Source organism: Sphingobacterium sp. HSC-15S19 (assembly GCF_050433745.1).
Classification (GTDB): Bacteria; Bacteroidota; Bacteroidia; order Sphingobacteriales; family Sphingobacteriaceae; genus Sphingobacterium; species Sphingobacterium siyangense.
Window position 1 is genome coordinate 69433 of record NZ_JBNPWQ010000022.1, and the last position, 26322, is coordinate 95754.

The window sequence follows — 26322 nt, forward strand, 5'->3', positions numbered from 1 at the left end:
TTAAATTATTTTTTTTCTGCAGTATTTTCAGATTTCTTAGACCTTTTTCCATCTCTCTTTTTTGAAATTCGTATGAACTAAAATTGCTGGCCGACGTTCTGATCTAAAATGAAATTCAGCGAGCCATGCAGATGAATAGAAATGTATCTATAAATACACCAAAGACTACTTACAGAATTCAGTTTCACAAAGAATTTAACTTTTCCGACTTCAAAAGAATCATTCCTTACTTAAGAGACCTGGGCATCGATACAATTTATGCTGCACCTATTTTTCAGTCAACACCAGGGAGTATGCATGGTTATGACGGCACAAATTTGAATAAAATAAATAGTGAACTTGGTACGCTGGACGAGCTGAGATCCATTAAAAAAGAGTTAAGTGAATATCATATCAAATGGTTACAGGATATTGTTCCTAACCATATGGCGTTTCATCCCTCGAATGAATGGCTAATGAATCTGCTCGAATTTGGACAGACATCAAAATTTAGCCATTTTTTTGATACCTGCTATAGTTCCAATTTATTCGAGAAAGGAAAGTTAATGGTGCCTATCTTGTCTAAGACTTTAGACGAAGCGATTTCAAACCATGAAATTGCTGTCGTTTTCTCAGACGATAGTCTTCGGCTTTCTTATCAGGAAAACCTTTATCCACTTTCCCCTGAATCCTATTTTTTCGTCCTTAATGATTATTTAAAAGAGAGCCAATCGGATTTTAGTGGACTTCTGGTTCAAATAAATACGGTTCAAGCTAATGGAGATGTCGAGGAATGGAGACAGCTGCGTGTCCATATTTTTAAGAACCTTTCTAATGAGAAATTAAAGCATGTCCTTGATCAATTTAATAATAATCTGGAAAGTATTCACGAACTGGTAGCTAGTCAGATTTATGAGCTTTGTCCTTGGTGGTTTACAAATCAACGTATAAATTTTAGACGTTTTTTTACGGTCAATGAATTGATTTGTTTAAATGTACAAGACAAACATGTATTTGAGCAGTCTCATAAGCTGATAAAAAAACTTGTCGATGAAGAACTGTTTGATGGATTAAGGATTGATCATATTGATGGACTTTATAAACCTACTGACTATTTATTTAATTTGAGGAAATTAATCGGTCCACAAACTTATATCGTTGCTGAAAAAATACTTGAACAGAGGGAGAAACTTCCACTCGAATGGCCTATACAGGGAACAACAGGCTACGATTTTTTGTCGGTTTCCAATAATGTTTGCTCCTGTAAATCGGGAAAGAAAATATTGGATAAGTATTATAGAAAAGTCATTGGAGAAAATCTATCCATTAAAAAACAACAGTATATAAAAAAGAGCATAATTCTCGATGAATACATGCAGGGCGAGCTTAATAACCTGGCCCGGTCATTGGCATCACTTTTAGCCGTTAAAAGTCCGAATAAGCTAGGGCCTTTAAAAGATATTCTAACCTCTTTTCTAGGATTTTTCCCTGTTTATCGATTATATGACGAAAGCTTTCCACTGGTGGCAAACAATTTTGATCTGCTGTCTTCTCTTTTTAAAAAGTTGACCCGAAAGCCCGAGCTCGATCAAAAGCTGGTTAATCAATTTCGAGAACTGTTTGAGCAAGCACAGGCAGATTCAAAATCGCTGAGCCATACTGTTGTGGCTGATTTTTTTCTCCGATGTATGCAGTTGGCGGGCCCAGTAATGGCTAAGGGTGTGGAAGATACGTTAATGTATACATACAACCGTTTTATAGGACACAATGAAGTCGGCGATCATCCGGATAACTGGGGGCTAAGTAAAAAGAAATTCCACAGATTAATGCAGGAAAGGCAAAAATTTTGGCCACTGTCCATCAATGCAAGTTCTACACACGATACCAAACGTGGTGAGGATTCGCGAAGTCGCTTATTAGTCCTCACTGCTATGGCTCAGAAATGGGTTAAACAGGTTCAGATCTGGCAAGATGTGGTTTGGAATGAATATCGAAAAGACCTCCCACATCCGAATGATGAATATTTTATTTATCAGTCGCTGGTAGCCTCATATCCAATGGAAAAACAGCATGGAGAAGCATATGACGTATTTGAAAAACGTTTTTTGGACTACATGGTTAAATATCTACGCGAAGGGAAAGAGCGCTCGAGCTGGGAAAATCCAAATTTAACCTATGAAGACGCTGTTCGGGAATTTGCCTCTTTTTTGCTTGATAAAGATCGTCCATTTTTTACGAGCTTTTATCAATTTATTGAAGCGGTAGCTGATTTCGGGATTTTAAACTCGCTTACACAGCAAATCTTGAAATTTACTTGTCCCGGTGTACCTGATATTTACCAGGGGTCGGAACTCTGGAACCATAGTTTTGTTGATCCCGACAATCGACGACCGATAGATTATCAATTAAGTGAAAATCTGCTGAAGGCTATTGAAAATATGCCCAACGACAGTCGAATTAGACAATTATGGCAAAATAGATACGATGGGACAATTAAGCTATGGTTAGTTAGGGAATTGGTAAAACTCAGAAAGCATGATGCTGCACTTGCATCAGATAGCAGTTATATTCCATTAAAAGTAAGCGGTCGTTATCGTAAACATATTTTGGCATTCGCGCGTAGATCTGGCGATGATTGGATGATCGTAGTACTTCCGCTACACTTGGCTGCTATCGGTAAAATCTCCAAATTCGTACCTGGCTCATTTGACTGGGCAGATACGAGCGTTCATCTTTCCGTAAATCATTCCGTGACCTGGCATCACATGCTATTTGACATAGTGGGCGAAGGCACAGAAATTTCAGTGAATGCCATTTTTAGGGATCTTCCAATGGCTATTTTAAAATACAAAAGTGCCCCACCTAAGCGTAGTGCGGGTGTTTTGATGCATATCAGCTCATTGCCATCATCCTATGGAATTGGTGATTTGGGATCCGGAGCTCGTCGTTTTGTTAAACAGCTGCATTATAGCGGCCAAAGCTGGTGGCAGGTACTTCCTTTAGGGCCGACAGATGTTGAGCAAAACCATTCTCCTTACAGCACCCTAAGTAGTAGAGCAGGTAATCCGTTATTCATCGATTTAAACGAATTACTAGAATTTGGCTTATTGGAAAGAGGGGAACTAAAGACTTTAAAAAGAAATAGTTCTAAAACAATAGACTTTGCTGCTATAGTGTTCACAAAATACAAACTTTTGGAGAAGGCATTTAATAGTCTTTCTGTTCAACATGCGCTTGATTTCTCCGAATTTGTAGACCGTGAATCTTCGTGGCTTAAGGATTATGCGCTTTTCAAAGTTCTAAAAAACAGACATGGGAATCGTCCTTGGTACGATTGGCCAACACAATACAAACATCGCGACAGCGCCGCACTTAACGATTTTGCAATTGAATTCGCAGATGAATTGCGAAAGGAAAAATGGTTTCAATACCTATTTTTCAGACAATGGGATGCCATAAGAAAGTACGCATACGATTATGGCATAAGATTTATCGGTGATATCCCATTTTATGTTGCCTATGATTCTGCCGATGTTTGGGCCAATCCGCACTATTTTTCCATAGGAGCAAATGGTATTATTAAAAATGTTGCTGGGGTTCCGCCTGATTACTTTAATGCAGCGGGGCAATTATGGGGAATGCCGACTTATCATTGGGGATCGCTCAAAAAAGATGGCTACAAATGGTGGATTGAGCGACTGTCACACAATTGCGCGCTGTTTGATAGGTTACGGCTCGATCATTTTAGGGCATTTTCTTCCTATTGGGAAGTTCCCTTTGAAGAAACTTCCGCCAAGAATGGACGTTGGTCAACAGGTCCTGGTTCGGATTTTTTTGATCAAGTAAAAGTTCATTTAGATGACATGCCTTTTATCGCTGAAAATCTTGGAGATATCGATGCGAAGGTATATGATCTGCGCGATCAATACAACTTTCCGGGCATGGCGGTTTTACAGTTCGCTTTTGATAACGATATGGCACATTCACCACATATTCCACATCATTATTGCAGAAATTCTGTTGCCTATCCTGGAACACACGATAATAATACGACACTTTCTTGGTATGGTGAAGATCTTAAATCATCGAGTAAAATAAATATCAATACCTATTTTGGACAAATTGTTGACAGTGGAAATGTAAATGAGGTCCTCATACGATCACTTTACGCTTCTGTCGCAGATACAGTCATTGTTGCGATGCAAGATATCCTCAATCTTGATGGATCGTGTCGTATGAACCGACCTGCCAGTACGACCGGAAATTGGCTGTGGCGCATGCAGAAAAGGGCTTTTTCTCCAAAACTTCAGGCGAGATTAAATGATTATACAAAATTATACAACCGTTAAACATAAAGATGGAAACAAAAATCAATACTGGAAGCCCTTATCCTTTAGGCGCAACTTACGATGGAGAAGGGGTTAACTTTGCCCTTTTCTCCGAAAATGCCGAAGCTGTCGAACTTTATCTCTATGATAGTTCGAACCAACAAGAAATCGAGAAATTTAAAATAACGGAGAAGACGCATCAAGTTTGGCATATTTATGTTTCGGGAATTAAACCAGGACAACTATACGGTTATCGTGTGCATGGTCCTTACGATCCGGCCCAGGGGCATCGTTTTAACCCGCATAAATTACTGATTGATCCCTATGCAAAAGCAATTTCGGGTGTCGTACAATGGAATGATGCTTTATTTGCGTACAATATAGGAGAGGACGATTTGAGTTTGGATACAACTGATAGCGCTCCTTTCGTCCCGAAATCCGTAGTTATAGACGGTCATTTTGATTGGGGGGACGACCATCCTCCGCGTATACCGATGCACCAAAGTGTGATTTATGAAACACATGTAAAAGGTTTTACAGCAACTCATCCGGAGATTCCCGAAGAAATAAGAGGAACATACGCTGCCTTGGCGCATCCTGTCACCATAAATTACTTAAAGGAATTGGGGATCACTGCAATAGAATTATTGCCTATACACCATTTTATTACAGACCGTCACCTACAGGATAAAGGACTAACTAACTATTGGGGATATAACAGTGTTGGTTTTTTTGCCCCTGATGTACGCTACTCTGCTTCAGGTACCCATGGAGAACAGGTCGTGGAATTCAAGGAAATGGTAAAGGCACTTCATGGGGCAGGGATAGAAGTTATCCTTGATGTCGTTTACAATCATACTGGAGAAGGAAATGAAATGGGGCCAACACTCTCTTTTAGAGGAATTGACAATGCTTCATATTATCGTTTGGCTGAAGATCCACGTTATTATATGGATTTTACTGGAACAGGCAATACATTGAATACCCGCCAGCCTAACGTACTACGGTTGATCATGGATAGTTTACGCTATTGGGTGCAGGAAATGCACGTTGATGGATTCCGTTTTGATCTGGCATCAGCATTAGCGCGGGAGCTCCATGACGTAGATAAATTGAGCTCTTTCTTTGACGTTATCCATCAGGATCCCGTGATCTCACAGGTTAAACTAATTGCCGAACCATGGGATATTGGAGAAGGAGGGTATCAGGTCGGCGAGTTCCCCGCCGGTTGGGCCGAATGGAATGGAAAGTATCGTGACTGTATCCGCGATTATTGGATCGGAGCGGACAGTATGATCGCTGAATTTGCTAATCGCCTGACTGGATCGTCCGATTTATACCGGGGAGACAATCGTACACCTTCCGCCAGTATAAATTTCATTACTGCTCATGACGGATTTACGCTCCACGATCTGGTATCGTACAACGAAAAGCACAATGAAGCTAATGGTGAGGATAATAAAGATGGAGAAAGCCACAACCGCTCCTGGAACTGTGGGGCAGAAGGACCTACAGATGATTCTACGGTAAATAACCTAAGAGAAAAACAAAAAAGAAACATGCTCGTCACATTATTTCTTTCCCAGGGAGTACCTATGCTTGTCGCTGGCGATGAACATGGGCGAACACAGCAGGGCAATAATAACGCCTATTGTCAGGACAATGAGATTTCATGGCTCAACTGGGACAATGTGGACGTATCTTTATTGGACTTCACTAAAAAATTGATCCATTTTAGGCGAGAACATCCGGTATTCTGTCGTCGCAAATGGTTTCAAGGATTGCCTATCCGCGGTACAGGTGTTGAAGATATCGTATGGTTTCTTCCAGATGCATCTGAGATGGATGATCATCACTGGCAGGAAGACTATGCGCGCTCACTCGCTGTGTTTTTAAACGGTGCGGGAATTAGATCAGTAGATACCGATGGAAAGAAAATCGTGGATGCTAATTTTTACCTGTTATTTAATGCGTATTGGGAAGATGTAACCTACACGCTCCCCGGTGAAAATTATGGGGCTGGTTGGTTTAAGATCTTAGATACGAATAATGATACGATAGAAAGCTTTGGAAACTATTCAGCAGGAGATGCTATTTTAGTGCCCTCACGTTCTATACTTTTATTTCAGTCACAATAAAGTGGGGATATATATGAGCAAGACAGGAATTCAACAATTGGGTATTCGTCGCAATGGTGACCTTTGGCAGATTCGCGTATGGGCTCCAATGGCAAAGAATGTGCTTTGCCGATTTTATCAAAAAGATATGGAGATCGCGCTTAAGCCCCAACAATATGGTTATTGGTACGCGGAGACTGATTTGTTAACAGCTGGAGATTTATACTGGATCAGTGTCGATGGCAACGAATTGCCGGATCCGATTTCGCTCTCCCAGCCAGAAGGTGTACATGGTCCCTCAAAAGTCGTTGATCTTACTTTTTCTTGGACCGATAATGACTATCGGCCTCCAGCATTGTCTGATTTTATTATTTACGAGCTTCATGTAGGAACATTTACCTCATCCCATGATTTTGATGGTGTTATCAAAAAGATTCCCTATCTGAAAGATTTGGGGATCACTGCTATTGAAATTATGCCTGTTGCACAGTTTCCTGGTGAAAGAAATTGGGGCTACGATGGTGTTTTTCCTTTTGCAGTGCAGCATTCCTATGGTGGCGCTTCGGAATTTCAAAGGCTTGTGAATTCCTGTCATGAGGCCAATATTGCGGTAATTTTGGATGTTGTCTATAATCACCTCGGGCCAGAGGGAAACTATTTCTCGAATTATGGCCCATATTTTACCGACAAATACCATACGCCCTGGGGTAATGCGCTGAATTATGACGATAGCTATTGTCATGGACAGCGGGATTTGGTACTGAACAATGTACGCATGTGGTTTGAAGACTTTCATATCGATGCGCTGCGTTTGGATGCGGTACATGCAATCAAGGATTTTAACGCTGTTCATATCCTTCAGCAAATTCGTAAGGAAACGGATGAAATTATTGCTAAATCCGAAAAAAGCCATTTTCTTTTTATTGAATGCGATCTCAACGATAGACGATTTTTAGACCCATTAGCGAAAAATGGTTTCGGGATGGACGCACAATGGCTAGATGAATTTCACCACTCTTTAAGAGTAAGCGTGGGCGAACCCAAAAAAGGGTACTATGAGGAATTTAGTGGATTGGCCGATCTCGCAAAAGCTTATGAAAAAGCATATGTATTCGATGGTAACTATTCTCCCCATCGGGAAAAATTCTTTGGAACGGACACTCTCGGTATCAAAGGGGATCATTTTATAGTTTTCTGCCAGAATCATGATCAAGTCGGCAATAGGATGATGGGCGATCGCGCGGCTTCACTCTATCCTGTAGAAACAACGCGACTTATGGCCTTTGCCGTGTTCATATCCCCGTATCTTCCTTTACTATTCATGGGAGAAGAATGGGGTACAGAAAGAGCTTTTCCCTATTTTACCAGTCATAGTGACCCCAAACTTGTAGAGCAGGTGAGACAGGGAAGAAAAAAAGAGTTTGAAGATTTTTTTGAAGATTCAGAATTTCTCGATCCGCAGGACGAGACGATATTTAGGAATACCGTTTTGAATTGGGACGAACAGGATAGCGAGGTCCATCAGAAACATTTATCTTATTATAGATCCCTGATAGCATTCCGTAAAACCAATCCTGTGCTGAAAAATATACAGCGCGATGAAATGACGGCCAAATGCCTCCCGGAGCAAAAAGTACTTATCTTAGCGATGAAGAAAAGCGATAGTTCTTTATTTGCAATGATGAATTTTTCTGCCACTGTACAACAGGTAACGCTGCCTGAAGATCTGCAATGGAAAATTATATTTAATACGAATGAAATGGATGCCGCGGTTTTGTCAGATACTGATTATGCTCAAATCACTGTCGCATCGCTAAAGCCTTGGTCAGGTCAGGTCTATATTTCTATCTAGATGTATGGTATATAAAAATTTTTATATACCATACATCAGATTTTTATCTCTCGTTAAGCAGCCCCTCGGATGACACGTAACAGAACGACAATAATGGCGATAACTAATAAAACGTGAATTATATTACCTGTAGCATAACCTCCAAAGAAACTAAACGCCCAAATAATGACTAAAATAACAGCAATGATATATAATAAATTTCCCATAATATATTTGTTTTTGCAGTAGAACAGCCTTCGATGGATTATGGTTTGAATGGATAAAATTTAAACGTTAGTTGTTCGTTATCAATCGTCAGTTGTTAGTTATTAATAAGGTGTACAGTTGTCAGCGGCCGACTACCAAACTGGTTTGCAAATAACACTTTAGAATCAACGTATTTATAACATTTCCCATATATAAATACCCTATTGTCTTTTTTTATTATTTGCTTATTTTTTTATCTGTATTTAAAATTAAGGGCAAAAATCCATTAAAATTTGCTTAATAGGCTTTGTAAATAAGGACAACGTATTTTTACCGCTAACGATGCAATTTATTTTACGGGCAAATTGGCCCTCAAAATTAGCACTCTTCTTGTTATCCTTTTCTTGTAAAATCATTTTAAACAATCAGTTGAATAAAGAAAGAGGATAAGTTATGAACAACCACAATTTAAATGTACTCATCAACGAAAAAAGAAGTTTACTTCATCATTTTGCTGCTAAATTTACTGCTGATCCGGATGAAAAGGAAGACCTGATCCAAGAAACTTGGATACGCGCATTGAAGTCCATAGACAATTTTGTTCAGCATCCGAAGCTAATGAGCTGGTTATATGTAATTATGAAACATACTTACATCAATAAGTATAGAAAAGCAAAGCGTACCACCGAAATTCAAGATCAATATGTGGTCTTGGAAAGTACAAATACAATAGAACTCAACAAAGGGATCAATAAGTTTATGGCCGAAGATATCGAACGGGCGATGAACAGCTTAACGGCGGAAAACTATGAAATTTTTCGTTTGTTTTTAGATGGTTATAAATACCATGAAATTGCATCCTATTTTGATATGCCAGAAGGTACAATAAAAACTCGAATCCATATGGTAAGAAAAAAGCTGCAAAAACAGCTTAAGGTCTACCGGTTAAATTGACAATCCCTACAAATAAAACAAGAGCTAACGTTTCAGTTTAGTTTGATATTTGCGAAAGGCTGACCTTTTAAGGTCAGCCTTTCTTTCGTATACTTTCAAAACAATAGTCCTTTGCGGAAATCGTATGTTCATCAACTGAACATGATTGCACTCCGACGAAGGTTCATCCTGGCTGCAGCTTTTCAACTATTTTCCAATTGTCCTCTTTTTTATCATAGCGAAGTAGCCAGGTTTCCTGGGGGACTTTCTCTTCCTTCCCGGTTGAATGTTCACCCACCGTAATCGTGATCTCTAAAGGAAGAGCATGCATAATTTCGGCATAGGCTTTTTCGCCGCCAAGGAATTCGATAATTGCTGGCATCGCATTATAACCAATTTCCGGGCTGAATAAGAACTCAGCTATGCCGCCATAATGAATCTCAGTACCATGAAAAATAATACCATTCATAATCTTACAAATTGAAAGTTAAAGTTATAGTGATCTTATCTCAGGTCATAAATTTTGGAATTTTGATCTGCGATAATTCTAACAGTCGTATGCCATTTTTGTTTTTTTAGCAATCCAATAATTTATTTTACAAAAGCAATCTATTTGTTTTTGAGACGTGTTATATCAGTAATTAAAAGCAGGAGCTTGAGGGTGAAATAGAAAAATTTTCAGGCAAAAAGGATTCAAAAAAATAATATATTCATCATGAACGTAAAAAGAATATTTGGAACTATTCTCACAGTATTGGGTATTGTAGGACTAATCTATACCGGCTATGAACTGATCATGAAAAGTAATGCCTATACGAATTTGGCAGTAGTCGGCATTTTGGCGCTTATTTTCTTCTCATCAGGAATAAGTCTTGTGAAGAACACTAAAGACGAGTCTTAAAGGCGGTTCATTTTGGCAAGTCTAATTTTCGGCGTTTGCTAAACATTAATGAAGGTCGGATTATCAAGTCCGACCTTCATACATGAATTTTACTTAATATAGTTGAGAATATATATAACAACTATATACCTCGCATTGTTTTCGTAAAAAGCCTTTAGCTGTTGGCCAAGGTTTTTGCTGTATTTCAACTATTCTTGGACAGCCTTGTCGTTTACGAAACCGCCTGCTATCCCTGTTAATGCTTCGTCGGTATCCTTCTCATTGTCTAAGGTATTTTGGAGCAGTGAAGCTACATCGTCGTGTCCCATCGTTTCTGCAAATGTGCGAAGAGTACCGTAAGTAGCGATCTCGTAGTGTTCTACTTTCTGTGCAGCAAGGATGAGGCCTGCATCTCTGGTAAAAGTATCCTTTTCTGTGTCAGAAATGATCGAATCGGCTTCATCAAGCAGACCCTGCATAGCGTCACATTTTTTAGCAACAGCTTTTTCTCCCAATTGCTCAAATACCTGTTCAAGAGTTTCTATATGTTTCTGAGTTTCCTTGGTATGCTTTTCAAAAGCAGCGGCGAGTTTTTCGCTAGTTGCAGCTTTCTGCATTTTGGGTAAAGCTTTCACTAAGTGTTTCTCGGCCCAATAAATGTCTTTTAGTTCATCGACAAAAAACTCGTGGAATTCACTGTCTTTCATTTTTCCGGTATTACCAGAAGGTTTTTTTGTGGCATTTTTTGCCGGTACAGATTTCGTAGTTGCCATAATAAAAATTTTAAGTGTTATTGCATAGATAACCCAGCCCAAACCACTTTAGTTCAATAAAAGATATTTAACTGTTACCATATAAAAGCGAAAGCGATATTCTCTTCTTAGGTTTGGTATAATCCTGTTAGCGTAACCTTTCGCACACCAATATTGTTCAGATTAGTATTTATCAGGCCATAAAAAGCAATTTGCTAAATGAGAGAAAACCATTTCGTATTGAGTTTTGTGCTATATCAAAATCGAATTAACTGGTAGCGTAATATGCATTTTATTATTTACCAATATATTAATTTTTAAAATACCGATCATGGCCGATAATAAATCAAAAAAGGGAAAAACAGCTAGAAACAGATCATCTAAAGATACAGTTACGGGATTAACTAAATATCGGCAAAAGCGTACCGAAGAGAAAACCCCGGAACCCTTTGGCGGGAAACCAAGTGGAACAGAATTACGCTTTGTGGTTCAGAAACACGATGCTTCACATCTGCATTATGATTTTCGTCTTGAAATGGATGGTGTTTTAAAAAGCTGGGCGGTACCTAAGGGGCCTTCAGTTGATCCAGGTGTAAAACGTCTTGCTATGATGGTTGAAGACCACCCCTATGATTATCGGAATTTTGAAGGAATCATCCCAAAAGGGCAATACGGCGGCGGTACAGTTATTGTCTGGGACGAAGGAACCTATGAACCTGCTGAGGGCGATTTTAAGGACGTTCCGAAACAAGAAAAAGAACTTTTACATCAGCTGTATTCTGGTAAGCTAAAATTCAAACTCAATGGCAAAAAACTCAAAGGCGAATTTGCTCTTGTTAAAGCCCACGGCAGGGGAGATAACGGCTGGCTGCTGATGAAACTGGATGATAAATATGCTAGTGAAGAAGACATTACGATGAAAGATAAGTCGGTGCTATCTGGCAAATCCATTGCGCAGATGGAGCAATCTCCAGATCATGTATATGGAGAACGTATCATTAAAAAAGACAGTACCGTTAAAGATAAACGCTCCGTAAAAGCCAAAGCATCTGAGCTTATCAATGATCAGCTTGATGCAGTTCCTAAAAATAAATCTCCGAAGAAAACAGATCTTCAAGATTTATTAAAAAATACACCAAAGCAAAAATTCTATTCCCACATTGAGCCCATGTTTGCCACATTGGTCGATAAGCCTTTTGATGATGAAGACTGGATCTATGAAGTAAAATGGGATGGGTATCGGGCGGTAGCTTTTATGAACAAAGGGGAAGTGGAATTGAATTCCCGCAACGATAAAAGCTATAATGAAAAATTCTATCCCATTTATGAGAATTTAAAGGAGCTTGGATTAAATGCTATATTGGACGGGGAAGTAGTGGTGCTTGGTGAAAACGGAAAGGCCAATTTCGGGTCTTTACAAAATTGGCGCAGTGAAGCAGATGGCGATCTAGTTTATTACGTATTTGATATCCTTTGGTGCAATGGGCAAGATTTAAAAGATCTTACGCTGCTTGAACGTAAAACTATATTAAAGGAAATCTTACCAGAACAGAAAAGCATTCTAGTCAGTGAACATTTTGAAACTTCGGGAACCCAGTTCCTCGAAGAAGCCAGGAAACTGGGCCTTGAAGGAATTATGGCCAAACGAAAAGATAGTATATACCATGTTCATAACCGTTCAAAGGACTGGCTAAAGATCAAGGCGAATAAAAGGCAGGAGGTCGTGATAGGCGGATACACGCTGAATGATAACTCCAGTAAGTTATTCAGTAGTATTCTTGTAGGTGTCTATGAAGGAAAAAAATTAGTCTATACAGGTAAAGTCGGTACAGGTTTCAATGAAAAATTACAGAAGCAGATGATGCAGCGTTTTAAACCGCTGATCATTTCTAAAACGCCTTTCAGTGAAGAACCAGATTTAAACAAACCATCACGCTTTAGACCCAATCCACCACACGCCTCGGTGACCTGGCTTAAACCCGAGCTCGTCTGTGAGGTTAGTTTTACGGAATTGACAAGTGATGGCGTAATGCGGCATCCTTCTTTTGATGGAATACGCGAGGACAAAAGTCCTAAGAAAGTTATTTTGGAGGAGGAATCTCCTATAGCAGAATTCGTTAATGACATGGAAGATAAAATGATTACTCCACGAAGTAAAGGTGAGCGTAAGACCCTATTGAATCCGAAAGATAATACGCAGGTCAAAAAGATCAATGGGCATGAGTTAAAATTCACGAACCTAGATAAGATCTTTTGGCCAAAAGAGGGAATAACAAAAAGAGATCTTATCAATTATTATTATCAGGCAGCTCCATTTATATTGCCTTATCTAAAAGATCGTCCCCAAAGCATGAACAGATTTCCCGATGGTATTGAAGGTGAAGGTTTCTATTTCAAGAACGTAACGGATACTGCTCCGGACTGGGCGGAGACATATCTTTACCATAGCGAGACTGATAACAAGGATAAGCATTATTTGGTCGGAAAAGATGAAGCGACACTGCTTTACATGGTCAATCTTGGCTGCATTGAGATGAACCCCTGGAGTAGTACGGTCAAAAAGCCCGAAAATCCATCATTCTGTATTATCGATTTAGACCCGGATAAAAATTCCTTTAATCAGGTCGTTGAGGCAGCACAGGTAACGAAGAGCATCCTAGATGATATGGGCGTTCCAAGTTATTGTAAGACCAGCGGTTCTACTGGCCTTCACATCTATATTCCGCTCGGGGGGAAATACACCTATGATCAGTCCAAGGAATTTGCCAGGGTGATTGTCACATTAGTTCATAATGAGTTGCCCAAGTTCACCAGTTTAGAACGGTCCATTAAGGATCGGAAAGGAAAAATGTATCTGGATTTTTTACAGAATAGACCCCATGCAACCATTGCTGCAGCCTACGCTGTCCGTCCTAAACCCGGTGCAACGGTATCTATGCCGCTTCATTGGGATGAAGTTAAGAAGGGGCTGAAAATAAGTGATTTTCATCTCTTGAATGCCATAGAAAGGATGAATAGTGAAGGTGATATTTTTAAGCCTGTCCTTGGTAAAGGTATTGATCTCAAAAAAGTAATTGAAAAATATACGAAATAAACGCATCAAAACCTCCATGGATAATCCGGAATTAAAAACCAGTAATAAAAAATCAATATACAGTGCACTCGCGGCGAATGTATTAATTGCATTAACTAAATTCATTGCAGGAGCATTTACAAATAGTTCCTCCATGATTTCAGAGGGTATTCACTCAACGGTAGATACAGCAAATCAATTGCTCATACTTTATGGCTTGAAAAGAAGTAAGAGGTCACCCGACCAGTCTCATCCTTTTGGTTATGGCAAAGAACTATACTTTTGGTCTTTTGTTGTTTCCATTCTGATTTTTGGGCTTGGTGGTACATTATCTATTTACCAGGGTGTAGCTCATATCATGGAACCCGAATTAATGAGCGATCCTTTTTGGAATTATATTGTACTCATACTCTCCTTAATTTTTGAAGGAACTTCTTTTTTTATTGCTTTAAAAGAATTCAATAAAACCCGCAATGGTATGGGGTGGTGGGATGCAATTATTAAGAGTAAAGATCCTTCCAGTTTCCTTGTGGTCTTTGAAGATGGTGCAGCTGTGGCAGGGCTAATAATCGTTATGGTACTCATGGGACTAAGTCATTACTTGCAGATTCCTGAATTAGATGGCCTAGCTTCAGTAATCGTAGGCTTGTTGTTGGTTTTTGTATCCTTTATATTGGCTAGAGAAAGCAGAAGCTTATTAATGGGAGAGGGAATTGCTTCAGAAACAAGATTGAAAATTGCCCAGCTTGCTGAAAAGGATTCGGCTGTTATAAAAACTAAAAACATACTATCCACTTATCAATCGCCAGAGTACGTTGTATTGATGCTTATTATTGATTTTGAAGATCATCTTGAAACAGAGGAAATCACCGAGGCGATACGCCGGATTCGTGAGGATATAAAAAATGAATTTAAGTTTGTACACTTTGTGATTATTCAACCAGAATAATCAAATACAAGCCCATTTAACACGCAATCAATACATCATCTTCAGGCCAATAGCGTCAGAATTGTCGGTAATCCTGGCAAATGTAAATACCTGCCAAACCTTTCAGACTTTGGTTTTGTTCACCTGATGGATCAAACCAGAAGAGCATTAGATATGAAAAAAGAAAAGAATTTAAAAACTGCTGAGATAGATCAGCATTTAGTGGATAATTCCGAGCAGATTATGACCACCAATGATGGTGTGCCTATTTCCGACAACAACAATACATTAAAGGCGGGTGAGCGGGGGCCATCATTACAACAGGATCATATTTATTTTGATAAGCTGATGCATTTTGACCGCGAACGTATACCAGAACGTGTCGTTCACGCGCGTGGATCAGGAGCTCATGGAATTTTCGAAGCGACCGCTGACCTATCTCAATATACAAGCGCAGCATTTTTAAAAAAAGGAACGGTAACGCCTCTTTTTACTAGATTTTCCACAGTAGCAGGTTTCAAAGGCTCTACCGACCTTGCTAGAGATGTACGAGGTTTCTCTGTTAAATTCTATACCGAAGAAGGTAACTACGATCTTGTGGGAAACAATATCCCAGTTTTTTTTATTCAGGATGCGATGAATTTTCCAGATCTCATCCATGCCGTAAAACCAGAGCCGAACAACGAAATGCCTCAGGCGGCATCTGCACATGACACCTTTTGGGATTTTGTATCACTGATGCCCGAATCTGCACACATGATCATGTGGACGATGTCAGATCGTGCAATACCCCGAAGTTTAAGGATGATGGAAGGTTTTGGTGTCCATACATTTAAATTTGTGAATGCCCAAGGAAAAGGCACATTCGTTAAATTTCATTGGAAACCCAGATTAGGAGTACATTCAGTCGCTTGGAACGAAGCCCAAAAGATCTCAGGATTTGATGCTGATTTTCATCGAAGAGATCTCTATGAAGCTATTGAAAGGGGCGATTTTCCGCAGTGGGATCTCGGCGTTCAATTGATTCCTGAAGCGGATGAATTTAAATATTCGTTTGACATTCTGGATGCGACAAAGATTATCCCAGAGGAACTGGTGCCTGTTCAGATTGTCGGAACGATGACACTAAATCGAAATCCAGAGAATTTTTTTGCAGAGACCGAACAAGCCGCTTTCGATCCCGGAAGGTTAGTGCCAGGTATAGATGTTTCGGATGATCCGCTTTTGCAAGGGCGAATATTTTCGTATATGGATACCCAAAATTATCGATTAGGTGGTCCGAATTTCCATGAGCTTCCTATCAATCGTCCCGTAACCGGCAAACATAATAACCAAAAAGATGGTTTTGCGCGGTCTGAGATTCCTACAGGTGCCGTGAGTTATTTCCCTAATAGTAAAGCTGCAGGCTGTCCTTATCATGCAATGCTCAATGATGGAGTAGGATTTGAATCCCATAAGCAACCTTTTGATGGCTCGAAAATTAGGGCCCGCTCAGATTCCTTCGCAGACCACTTTACACAAGCAAGACTATTTTTTAATTCACAGAGCCCAGAAGAACAGGATCACATGGTCAATGCCCTGAGTTTTGAGCTTTCGAAAGTAAATGATGTCAATATACGAAAGCGAGAACTGGCTATTTTGAACCAGATAGACCAAGGATTAGCAAAAAATGTTGGTTCAAACCTCGGGCTTACACCGCCAAAAGAACTTGATCCTTTAACCCTCAAATTTGCACGTCAGAACCATCCCGAATATCCGCTTAAACCAGTCAAACCCGAAGTTGAAAAGTCTGCTGCTTTGAGTATGAAAGTAAAAGACGGCGAGGGTACGATCAAGAGTAGAAAGGTTGCTTTTCTTGTTGATCATGGAGCTAGCAAATCCTCCATAGATAAAATGAAAACAGCACTCGAAAGGGAAGGGGCGCAAGCAGTGCTAATCGCATCTCATGTAGGAAAGATCCGGTTCAAGGAAGGGACAGAAGAAGATATCCAACATTCCTATCTTACGGAGGCATCAGTTTGTTACGATGCATTCTACACAGCAGCAGGCGAATCGGTCAAAACTCTTGCGGAAAATGCCGATTACCTTCATTTTATCAATGAAGGTTACCGACACTGTAAGGCCTTGGCATTTGCACAAGGTGCTGAAGAGTTAGCTGAAAGATCATTTATTAAAAAAGATAAAGGCGTTATTTTCGAAAGCAAGGACAATTTAACAGAAGATTTTATAGCGGTAATGAAAGGCCACCGTGTTTGGGAGAGAGAAAAATCCAGAAAGGTACCTTCTTGATTTCTTGATATACAACAAATAGTCCTTCGGTAGAACGACTATTTGTTGTAGTCGAATAGAAGGAGGACCGGAAATCAGAAATTGCTTATAATTATTTACAAGAAGTAGCATGAAAAAAGAAGCAAGTAAAAAGATTCGACCGCTGCAAAAGCAAAAGCGACCGGGATTGGAAATAAATATGGTACCAATTCCTGACACGTCTCCAATACAGTATCCTGCAGAAGGAAAATTAAAAAATAAGGTCGCATTGATTACGGGCGGAGATAGCGGTATCGGCAAAGCTGTCGCTCTGTTATTTGCGAAGGAGGGTGCTGATATTGTTATAGCCTATCTTAGTGAAACAAAAGATGCAAAACAAACCAAAAAAGAGGTTGAATCCTTCTCTCGAAAATGTGCGCTGATTAAAGGTGATTTGCGAAAAGAAAATCACTGTAAAAAAGTCATTGAAATTGCAATAAAAGCGCATAAGAAAATTGATATTATAGTTAATAATGCGGGGCTTCACTGGGAAACAGAATCAATTGAGAAAATTTCCACTGAGCAGTTAATCAATACTTTTCAGAATAATTTCTTTTCCTATTTCTGGGTTACGAAGTATGCCATACCTTATCTTAAGAAGGGAGCAAGCATAATTAATACATCCTCGGTCACTGCCTATCGAGGCAGTCCAAAGTTGATCGATTATTCTGCAACAAAAGGTGCAATAATTTCGTTCACACGGAGTTTGTCAGCAAATCTTATAGCTAAAGGAATTCGGGTCAATGCTGTTGCTCCAGGTCCGGTATGGACACCATTGATAGCATCATCTTTTGATCCTAAAAAGAACTCCGAATTTGGAAGCGACTCTCCAATGAACAGGGCAGGAATGCCTAATGAAATTGCGCCAAGCTTTCTATTTCTAGCCAGCGAAGATTCACATTTTATGAGCGGTCAAGTTTTACATCCCAATGGAGGAGAAGTCGTAAATGGTTAGTAAACGTATAACTCATAATCAGCCCAGGAAGTCGTCTACCGGGCGATCTTTGAAAACCGAGAGGTAACACGCTTCGGCTAATTGCGCATTTTCGTCAAACTAATTGCTTCTTAACAATCAATAATTTATATATATTGTTTTTGCTGAGTAAGGAACTATTGCAACCGGAGGAATGTTTTAGGATTGAATGTGCGGAGGCCACATTAAGATTTTTGGTTTTAAAAGGTTATGATTGATATACAAAAAATATTTGCTGAGGGGGTGGAAATCTCCTTTCTTGTTGAAATAGGAGCGAGAACAGTAATAATGTTTCTTCTAATATTGATAATTCTAAGGCTCTCGGGTAGAAGGGGAGTTCGACAGTTAACTCTTTTTGAGGTTGCGATTATTATCAGTTTGGGCTCAGCTGCGGGAGATCCAATGTTTCAAGAAGACATACCGATTTTTCATGCGATTGTTGTTTTTATAGGTGTAATTTTCGTCTATAGGTTGATCACCTGGCTCGCCTCCCGATCAGAGAAGATTGCCCATTTATTGGAAGGTAAAGTTTTACCTGTAGTAAAAGATGGTGTCTTTGATATAAAACATGAAAAGGATAATAACTTTTCACATATGGAATTTTTTTCTGAACTGAGAAATTTAAATGTAGAACATTTGGGACAGGTTAAGGAAGGGATTCTAGAAGTCGATGGAACCTTAAGCGTTTTATTTTATGCGGATAATGATGTGAGATATGGGCTACCATTATTCCCATCATCTTACAAAATGGTTGATGTATCGAGTTCCGAAGGGCCATTTGCATGCATGTATTGCGGTCATGTTTTATTTAGTTTTGAGAATGATTCCCAGTCATGTCCAAGGTGCAATAAAACACAATGGAGCATAGCCTTGAATTCACGAAGAGTTTAGAATAAATAATACCATGTATTATTTGAACATATCATAGGATGGTGCAGTAAGACCGTTTTTATTCGAAGGATTAAGGGTTGATCAGATGAAAATACCATTTGGGAAGAAGTTTGTGACATATAGACTCTTCAATCTGAATCGCCGAATCTACACTGTACTTTTGAAAATATATCCTGTTGATATAGTGAAAACTATTTACGATATGGAATGTATGATGTCAGGCCTCTAAATGCCGGCAAAGAAGGCCCGTATGCTAAACTATGGGAAACCAATTTAGCCGGTCTTTTGATAGCTGCCCAGCGGCAATAAGATTGAAACCACCGGGCAAGCTTAGGTTTATCGCAACAAAGGAGCTACTGTTGGGAACGGGGGGCCATCGCGCCGAGCAGCCGCAGGTCGTCCGATGCAGGCAGTTCAAATACCTGCAGGTGAAAGTGCTTAATGGCAGCTAGTAGATGGTCAAATATATCGGCCATCGTATCTTCGAAATAGGCCCATTGTGTCCCCTTGGTAAACATGTAGAGTTCCAGCGGAATACCGTATTCACTAGGGGCTAACTGACGGACCAATAAAGTAAGTTCCTGATGGATATTGGGGTTATGTTTGGCATAGGCGAGTACATAGGCCCTGAACAGGCCGATATTGGTCATCCTGCGACCATTGACGGGCGAGGAGCTGTCTGTACGCCAGGTTTTATTGTACTCGGCAATCTCGCGCTCTCTTTTTTCGATATAGGGAGCTAGCAGCCGGATCGTTTTTAATGCCGTGACTTCCTCCTCACTGAGGTAGCGTACCGAAGACATTTTAATGTTCAATGCCCGCTTTATCCGACGGCCACCGGTCTCCTGCATCCCACGATAGTTTTTAAATGAATCGCTCAGTAGGGTATAGGTCGGAATGGTGACAATGGTCTTATCCCAATTTTGTATCTTCACATTGTTGAGGTTAATCTGCAGCACGTCGCCGTCTACACCGTATTTAGGCATTTCTATCCAGTCTCCTACGCGGACCGAGTCATTTGCCGACACCTGAATACTGGCCACAAAGCCCAGGATTGTATCCTTAAATACGAGCATGAGGATGGCGGATGCCGCCCCTAGCGAAACCAGAAAAGACCAGGGCGAATTGCCGGTCAGCAGGGAAACGACCAGTGTACCGATCACAAATATTAAAAAGATCTGTACCACTTGCAGGTAGCTGTCGATGGGTTTGTCCTTAAACACATTTGTACCACGAAAAATATCGCGGCAGGTTTTTAACAAGCTATTGGCCAGATAGTAGATGGTGAACAATACCACGATATCCAGAAACTTGACAATAGCGGCTGTAAGCACCGGAAAACCAACGAAGATCACTGGTAGCAGCTGCCGTGTAAGCAGCACGAGCAGGGTGCGGCTCACGCGTACATGCACCTTGTTTTCCAAAAGATAATCATCCCATTTGGTCGAGGTTCGCTGGGCAATCCGGTTCAATGCGGAATAAAATACTTTGCGCATGATATAATCGAGCGCATAGAGCATCACCGCAAAAGCAAAAAGTAATCCGGCGGCCGTAACAATATGTGCCTGCTGCTCGGGTAAATCCAATTTGGCAAAGAAATTAAAAATGTACTGATAAATTGAACTTGGTGATTGTTCATTGAAGTTAAGCATGATTAAATTTTTCATATGAACGAACAAATTTACGAAGAAATATAAACACGGATTTTGGCGTGGAAAATACCCCTTTAACCCTGTTTTTACGCGTAAAGTTTGCTTATTGATTAATTTTTACGTATATTGGTGAATTAATAGATAACCCGACGGCGAAAATTTTCTGTTTCGCGTCTTTAAAACCCCCAACGATTTGAATGAGATTAGTGTGATAGGTGGTGGGAGTTGGGCCACGGCCCTGGTTAAAATTTTGACAGAAAATAGCATTTATACCAACTGGTACATGCGGCGTTCCGAGCAGGTGCGCGCGATAAACCAGGATGCTATTAACCCTGACTACCTATCGTTTTTAAAACTTGACAATACAAAAATTTATGCGTCCGATCAGCTGGACGAGATCGTGGCTCGATCGAAAGTAATTCTTTTCGTCGTGCCCAGTGCGCATCTGGACAGTGTTTGCGCCGCAATCCCCAAAGAGGACCTTGCTGAAAAATTTATCATCACCGCCATCAAAGGGACCGTCGGCCCTGACAATCTGCTCCCAAGTGCTTATCTCGCCCGGTATTTTGAACTGAAAGATTTTCAGCAGGCGATCATTGCAGGGCCTTGTCATGCCGAAGAAATCGCGCGGAACAAGAAAACCTATATGACGCTGTGCGGTCCGAATGAAACCTTTATCAGTAAGATTTCCAACGGGTTTGCTTCAAGCTATATGCAGGTGAATTATAGTCCCGACACCCTGGGTGTGGAGTACGCAGCCATTTACAAAAATGTGGTCGGTATTGTCTGTGGCATGGCCGAAGGACTGCATTATGGTGATAATTTTATGGCGGTGCTGGTTGCCAATGCCATTGACGAACTGGGACTGCTACTGCGTGCCGTCGGTGCACCCCATGTCCGGCTGGGCAGCTCTACCTATTTGGGAGACTTATTGGTGACGGGTTACTCCGCACATAGCCGCAACCGGACTTTTGGTAAATACCTTGGCCTGGGGTATTCGGTTTTCGAAGCCCGTCAGCTCATGGGCATGGTCGCCGAAGGATATGTTGCAACCAAGGGGCTGATGGCGACGGTCACGAGCCTTGGACTCAATTTACCCTTGTTACAGACAGCCTACCGTGTGCTATACAACCATATGGCTGCAATTGATGAATTTAAACTTTTAGAAAGGAATATAAGATAATATGCTATTAGCAACAGATTTAGACGGAACTTTTTTAGGCGGAAAGATGGAAGACCGCCTCAGATTATATAGACTGATCAAGGCCAGCCCGAATATGCAGCTGGTTTTTGTAACCGGAAGAGGACTGGAGTCGGTATTGCCGCTACTGAGCGATCCGCTCATTCCGGTGCCGGACTTTATTATTGCGGATGTGGGCGCCACAGTCGTTAACGGCCATAGCCTGGAAGCGATTGAGCCGCTGCAGAGTGAGATTGAGGAAAAATGGCCGCAGACTTATGCAATCCGGGCAGCGCTGGAGGAAATACCGCAGTTGAATTATCAACATGTGCCGCAGCAGCGCCGCAGCTCCTTTTATTATGAAGCAGGGGTTGACCATAGTCTGGTGCAGCAGGTGGCTGACAGGTATGACTGTGATATTATTACTTCGGCCGATAAATACCTGGACTTGCTCCCCAGAGGTGTCAATAAGGGGACAACATTAAAGAAGCTGGTTGAATTTCTGGCCGTTGACCCAGATGATGTGATGGTAGCTGGCGATACACTGAATGATCTGGCCTTGTTTGAGATCGGCTTTCGTGGTGTTGCTGTCGGAAAATCTGAGCCGGGGCTGCTGCAGGCCATTGATCAGTTGGATACAGCGTACAGTGCAGAGGCCGCTGGGGCGGGCGGTATACTGGAATATATGGGCAAATACCGCCCGTTTCAGCAGCTGATCCGCGGGGAACAAAAATCGTTGCCTCAAAAAAGAAAATCCAAAAAATCAGACCAGCTGGTGATGGTGTACCATCGGCTGCCTTTTGAAAAGGAGTCGGTAAACGGTAAGACGGTAAGGGTACCGCCCAGAAGCCCGAACGGCATCATTCCTTCGCTGCTGGGCTTATTTGAAAAGGGACGCTCCGGTCTTTGGATCGGGGAGGAAGTCATCCAGCAGGACGGAAAGCCGGTTCCAAATCAGTTGGTGGACGAAAGCCGATATCCTAATCTGGTCGCTTCCACCCTATCGCTGTCTAAAGAGGATATCGATAAGTTCTATCGTGTATTCTCCAAAGAGGCGTTCTGGCCGACGATCTTTTCCTTTGTTGACCGGGCAAAATTCAACCACGAGGACTGGGAACATTACCTGATGATCAACAAGCGCTTTGCCGAGCGGATTGCCCGCGAGGCCGACGAGGAGGCGCTGGTCTGGATCCATGAGTATAATCTGTGGATGGTACCTTCTTTTTTAAAGACCATGCGCCCCGATCTGAAAATTGGCTTTTTTCACCATACGGCTTTTCCGGCAGCAGATATTTTCAATATTATTCCCTGGCGCAAAGAGATTATCGGCAGCCTGCTGCTCTGTGATTTTATCAGTTTTCATATCCCCCGTTATGTCGAGAATTTTGTGGATGTGATCCGTAGCCATACACCATTTAAAGTGGTCAAAAAAGTTGATGTCGCCAATCAGTTCCTGACCTATAGCTGTGCGCTCGGCGTCGATCAGATGACCAAGATCATAGAGGTAGATGGCCGGCAGATTAGGCTTGGCGCACAGCCGGTGGGGGTCAACAGGGATCATATCGAACAGATTTTGACAGATGATAAGGTTAAGACCGAGATCAATGCCCTCAAAGAAAACAAAGCCGGATCGGGAATAACGCGTATCATATCCATCGAGCGTCTGGATTACGTCAAAGGTCCCTTGGAAAAAATCCAGGCTTTTGGTGAATTTCTGGCCGAATACCCAGAATTTAGGGGCAAGATCGAACTGGTCAATGTCTGTACGCCGCCATCGCAGGGGATGACGATCTATGACGAAATTCGGGATCAGGTGAATCAGGCCGTGGGTGAGATCAACGGTAAATATGCAACGATGAACTGGACCCCGATCCAATATTTTTACAGGGCCTTACCTTTTGAGGAAGTGGTCAAACACTATGCGCTGAGTGATATTGCCTGGATCACGCCTCTACGGGACGGACTGAATCTAGTCGCAAAGGAATACATTGCGACCCATGGGTTATTGGAGACTCCTGGGATTCTTGTGCTCTCAGAATTTGCAGGTGCCTCGGTCGAATTGCCTTATGCCATATTGACCAATCCCTACGACCGTAAGAGCATGAAAGATGCACTGTTGAAAGCCTTGGTCATGGAACCCGGAGAGGCTCAGGTCAGGGCGCGCAGGCTGTACGAGCATATTGAGCACTACGATATCCATTACTGGGGGCGGGATTTTGTGAAAGAGCTCGAAAAATCGGGTAAAGCAATTGTTCCTGAAAAGAAGTAACTGCTAGTCTTAGGTGTCAAACGTGCTTTTTTAGCCATCTTAGAAAAAAAGAGTTAGAAATAACGTTGAAAACGAAGCTGCTGGATGTATCCTTTAGGAAATCCCTCTATTTTACAAACAATATTGTTTTAAAGAGGGTTTTTCTTGAGGGAATAATTCAATAAAAAAATAACGCGCAAAGTCTCGAAGAAAAAATAAAATATGATAAATACAGGTAATAATAATGAATTTCAAAATGCTTTCAGTGCAAGCTTCAGTTATTATTTTGACAATTTTAGAAATGAGGAGCAATTTTTTGATTCTGCCAAAAGATGGATTGATGATAAATATTTCTTGATTGTGTTTGGATGTTCAACTAAGGATCATCGTGGACAACATATCTTATTATTTTTCAGCAGCCAGTATTTTCCGGTTCAAGAACTAAGAGGATATTTTAAAGAAGGGGCTTATTTTGCATTCCGTTCAGATCTATTTACAGGATATAGTCTGCGAAATAAATTGAAAGAATTTGGGTTTCTAGAATACTCCATTCAGGAATCGATGATCTTATCGAATAACGATTATAGACTTATAAAAAATATCTTTGAACTGATAGACCTCGAGACTAAGATGCCCATGAGTGAAACGCAGTCTAAAATACTTATTTCTTATCTTGATTTGCTTTTACAACATATGCAAAGGTTTTATCAACAGTTAATGGAAGATAAGCTGAATGAGTTTAGCGCGTTACAAAAAGATTTCATAAGCGAGCTGCACACTCTTTTTGATAACAAAAGAAAATGCTTGTTTTTACTTCCTAGTTTAACATTATTGTCCAAGAAACTAAATTGTACAACACGATTTCTCAATGATGTTTCTTTAAAAACTTCTAAAAATACAGCACAGTATCATATTGACAATTTTATTGTTAAAATAGCAAAGGAATTACTTGCTGAAACTGATTTATCAGTAGCTGAAATCGCTAAAAAAATGCAATTTGATCAACCTCAGTCATTAACCAGACTGTTTAAAAAGAAAACAAGAATTAGTCCACTCGACTATCGTATATCAATTATATGACAAATTTATTCCTAGAGGAATCAGCATTAGACTAGCCAAATCAGGTCATTGGTCAAGCCAATGAACTATATTGAGCAAAAATTGAGCATTCTGTTTTGCGGCCGGATGGTTCATTCCTCTTTTTTCACTTTTGATGCCATGGAGTTGTGCCGAAAAAGGAGCACCATCTCCGAATACCACAATTCTCCCTTTCCCAAATTGCAGGTAAGCGCCGTTTGCAAACCCTTTGCCCGACAATCGGGGAATATTGTCTGGAATAGGTCTTTTTATCTGATTCGCATCATTGGGTAGGTAGATATCATATTCTTCATTTAATAAAGAAATAATATGTGCCTTAGTTGGTACGATAAAGCCAGTTCCACCCCAGCACATGATACTGTCTATTTCTTTACCTGATCCAGTGGTTATTTCATTGGATAACAGTGTGCCTCTATCCTTTGAGAAGATCTCGGGACGTCCATTCTTAGGTAAGGCAAAACCGTTCACGATATGAATCCCAAATGCCGCACCAAGCGTTTGTACAGATCCGGCACAAGGCATGTGGTCGGTCACTAAAAATAGGCTTCCGCCATCAAATACCCATTGACTGAGTGTTTCTATCTCCTGATCGGTAAAGGCTGAATAGGTGGGTAATTTCCAGTTTTCCGGATTATATAAGGCATTTATACTGATATAGATTTTTACTTCTTTTAATTGATCGTAAGAGATTTTTTCTTTAGCACTTCGGAGGCGATATCCATCCGCCAAAAGGAGATCTGAAAAAGGAGCGTAGGCTCCTCTCAAAGTAACCGGATTGTTGTGTGCCTCGTCAAATAGGAGTAGCGGTCCATCACCGATCCGGTGGTGCGGATCGGTGATGGGATAATGAAACTGTTCATCCGCCACCTGTTGGGCGCTAAGCTGAGCTATACCCAACAGCAGGAATAAGCTGGCAATAAATCTGTTCATAGTATTTTTTTTAAT

General features: G+C 40.8%; 18 protein-coding genes. 13 read left to right on the top strand and 5 right to left on the bottom strand.

What is annotated here, in order from left to right:
* Positions 1-131: 131 nt before the first annotated feature.
* The 3 genes from treY to treZ are packed head-to-tail and all read left to right on the top strand — an operon-like array spanning position 132 to position 8276.
* Positions 132-4328 carry a malto-oligosyltrehalose synthase gene (gene treY / locus L1283_RS17975; RefSeq protein ID WP_429626370.1) on the top strand — a complete coding sequence of 1399 codons (4197 nt, stop codon included), beginning with the start codon at positions 132-134 and terminating at the stop codon, positions 4326-4328.
* Positions 4329-4336: 8 nt separating this feature from the next.
* On the top strand, positions 4337-6445 hold the full coding sequence (gene glgX, locus L1283_RS17980; RefSeq protein ID WP_145330725.1) for a glycogen debranching protein GlgX: 2109 nt from the start codon (positions 4337-4339) through the stop codon (positions 6443-6445).
* 13 nt (positions 6446-6458) lie between these two features.
* Positions 6459-8276, top strand: coding sequence for a malto-oligosyltrehalose trehalohydrolase (treZ, locus tag L1283_RS17985; RefSeq protein ID WP_088161926.1), 1818 nt, complete (start codon positions 6459-6461; stop codon positions 8274-8276).
* Positions 8277-8329: 53 nt separating this feature from the next.
* Here the strand turns inward: treZ and L1283_RS17990 are convergent, their stop codons facing one another.
* Complete coding sequence (locus L1283_RS17990) at positions 8330-8482, bottom strand: lmo0937 family membrane protein (protein WP_120333750.1); 153 nt, start codon at positions 8480-8482, stop codon at positions 8330-8332.
* A gap of 433 nt (positions 8483-8915) precedes the next feature.
* Between L1283_RS17990 and L1283_RS17995 the strand changes: the two genes are divergently transcribed.
* Positions 8916-9416 carry an RNA polymerase sigma factor gene (locus L1283_RS17995; RefSeq protein ID WP_075993110.1) on the top strand — a complete coding sequence of 167 codons (501 nt, stop codon included), beginning with the start codon at positions 8916-8918 and terminating at the stop codon, positions 9414-9416.
* Between the two features lie 163 nt (positions 9417-9579).
* Here L1283_RS17995 and L1283_RS18000 read toward each other — a convergent pair whose 3' ends face one another.
* The gene (locus L1283_RS18000) at positions 9580-9864 is read right to left on the bottom strand and encodes a hypothetical protein (RefSeq protein ID WP_075993109.1); all 285 of its coding nucleotides are present in this window, start codon (positions 9862-9864) and stop codon (positions 9580-9582) included.
* 246 nt (positions 9865-10110) lie between these two features.
* On the opposite strand from L1283_RS18000, the gene L1283_RS18005 reads away from it, so the two are divergent.
* Positions 10111-10296 (top strand): hypothetical protein, encoded by a 186-nt coding sequence (locus tag L1283_RS18005; RefSeq protein WP_075993108.1) that lies wholly within the window; start codon positions 10111-10113, stop codon positions 10294-10296.
* A 188-nt stretch (positions 10297-10484) separates the two neighbouring features.
* Here the strand turns inward: L1283_RS18005 and L1283_RS18010 are convergent, their stop codons facing one another.
* Entirely contained in the window at positions 10485-11048 is a 564-nt protein-coding gene (locus L1283_RS18010) for a ferritin-like domain-containing protein (protein WP_075993107.1), read from the bottom strand.
* Positions 11049-11358: 310 nt separating this feature from the next.
* On the opposite strand from L1283_RS18010, the gene ligD reads away from it, so the two are divergent.
* The 5 genes from ligD (at position 11359) to L1283_RS18035 (ending at position 19199) form a co-directional block, all read left to right on the top strand.
* Positions 11359-14121: a DNA ligase D gene (gene ligD, locus L1283_RS18015; protein WP_145330721.1), complete on the top strand. Its 2763-nt coding sequence runs from the start codon at positions 11359-11361 to the stop codon at positions 14119-14121.
* Positions 14122-14137: 16 nt separating this feature from the next.
* A complete protein-coding gene (locus L1283_RS18020) occupies positions 14138-15049 on the top strand; it encodes a cation diffusion facilitator family transporter (protein WP_088163585.1) in 912 nt (303 codons plus the stop codon).
* 153 nt (positions 15050-15202) lie between these two features.
* The gene (locus tag L1283_RS18025) at positions 15203-17317 is read left to right on the top strand and encodes a catalase (protein WP_075994852.1); all 2115 of its coding nucleotides are present in this window, start codon (positions 15203-15205) and stop codon (positions 17315-17317) included.
* A 109-nt stretch (positions 17318-17426) separates the two neighbouring features.
* Positions 17427-18290, top strand: coding sequence for an SDR family oxidoreductase (locus L1283_RS18030; RefSeq protein ID WP_088161924.1), 864 nt, complete (start codon positions 17427-17429; stop codon positions 18288-18290).
* 228 nt (positions 18291-18518) lie between these two features.
* Positions 18519-19199: a DUF421 domain-containing protein gene (locus tag L1283_RS18035; protein WP_075993105.1), complete on the top strand. Its 681-nt coding sequence runs from the start codon at positions 18519-18521 to the stop codon at positions 19197-19199.
* 353 nt (positions 19200-19552) lie between these two features.
* Here L1283_RS18035 and L1283_RS18040 read toward each other — a convergent pair whose 3' ends face one another.
* Positions 19553-20866 carry a mechanosensitive ion channel family protein gene (locus L1283_RS18040; RefSeq protein ID WP_286849849.1) on the bottom strand — a complete coding sequence of 438 codons (1314 nt, stop codon included), beginning with the start codon at positions 20864-20866 and terminating at the stop codon, positions 19553-19555.
* Positions 20867-21044: 178 nt separating this feature from the next.
* Here L1283_RS18040 and L1283_RS18045 point away from each other — a divergent pair, with 178 nt between their 5' ends.
* The 3 genes from L1283_RS18045 to L1283_RS18055 all read left to right on the top strand — a co-directional run bounded on the left by L1283_RS18045 (position 21045) and on the right by L1283_RS18055 (position 25359).
* Complete coding sequence (locus L1283_RS18045) at positions 21045-22034, top strand: NAD(P)H-dependent glycerol-3-phosphate dehydrogenase (RefSeq protein ID WP_145330715.1); 990 nt, start codon at positions 21045-21047, stop codon at positions 22032-22034.
* 1 nt (position 22035) lies between these two features.
* Positions 22036-24300: a glucosylglycerol-phosphate synthase gene (gene ggpS / locus L1283_RS18050; protein WP_286849850.1), complete on the top strand. Its 2265-nt coding sequence runs from the start codon at positions 22036-22038 to the stop codon at positions 24298-24300.
* Positions 24301-24501: 201 nt separating this feature from the next.
* The gene (locus L1283_RS18055) at positions 24502-25359 is read left to right on the top strand and encodes a helix-turn-helix domain-containing protein (protein WP_286849852.1); all 858 of its coding nucleotides are present in this window, start codon (positions 24502-24504) and stop codon (positions 25357-25359) included.
* A 45-nt stretch (positions 25360-25404) separates the two neighbouring features.
* On the opposite strand, the gene L1283_RS18060 is transcribed toward L1283_RS18055, so the two are convergent.
* On the bottom strand, positions 25405-26307 hold the full coding sequence (locus tag L1283_RS18060) for a hypothetical protein (RefSeq protein WP_286849854.1): 903 nt from the start codon (positions 26305-26307) through the stop codon (positions 25405-25407).
* Positions 26308-26322: the final 15 nt, after the last annotated feature.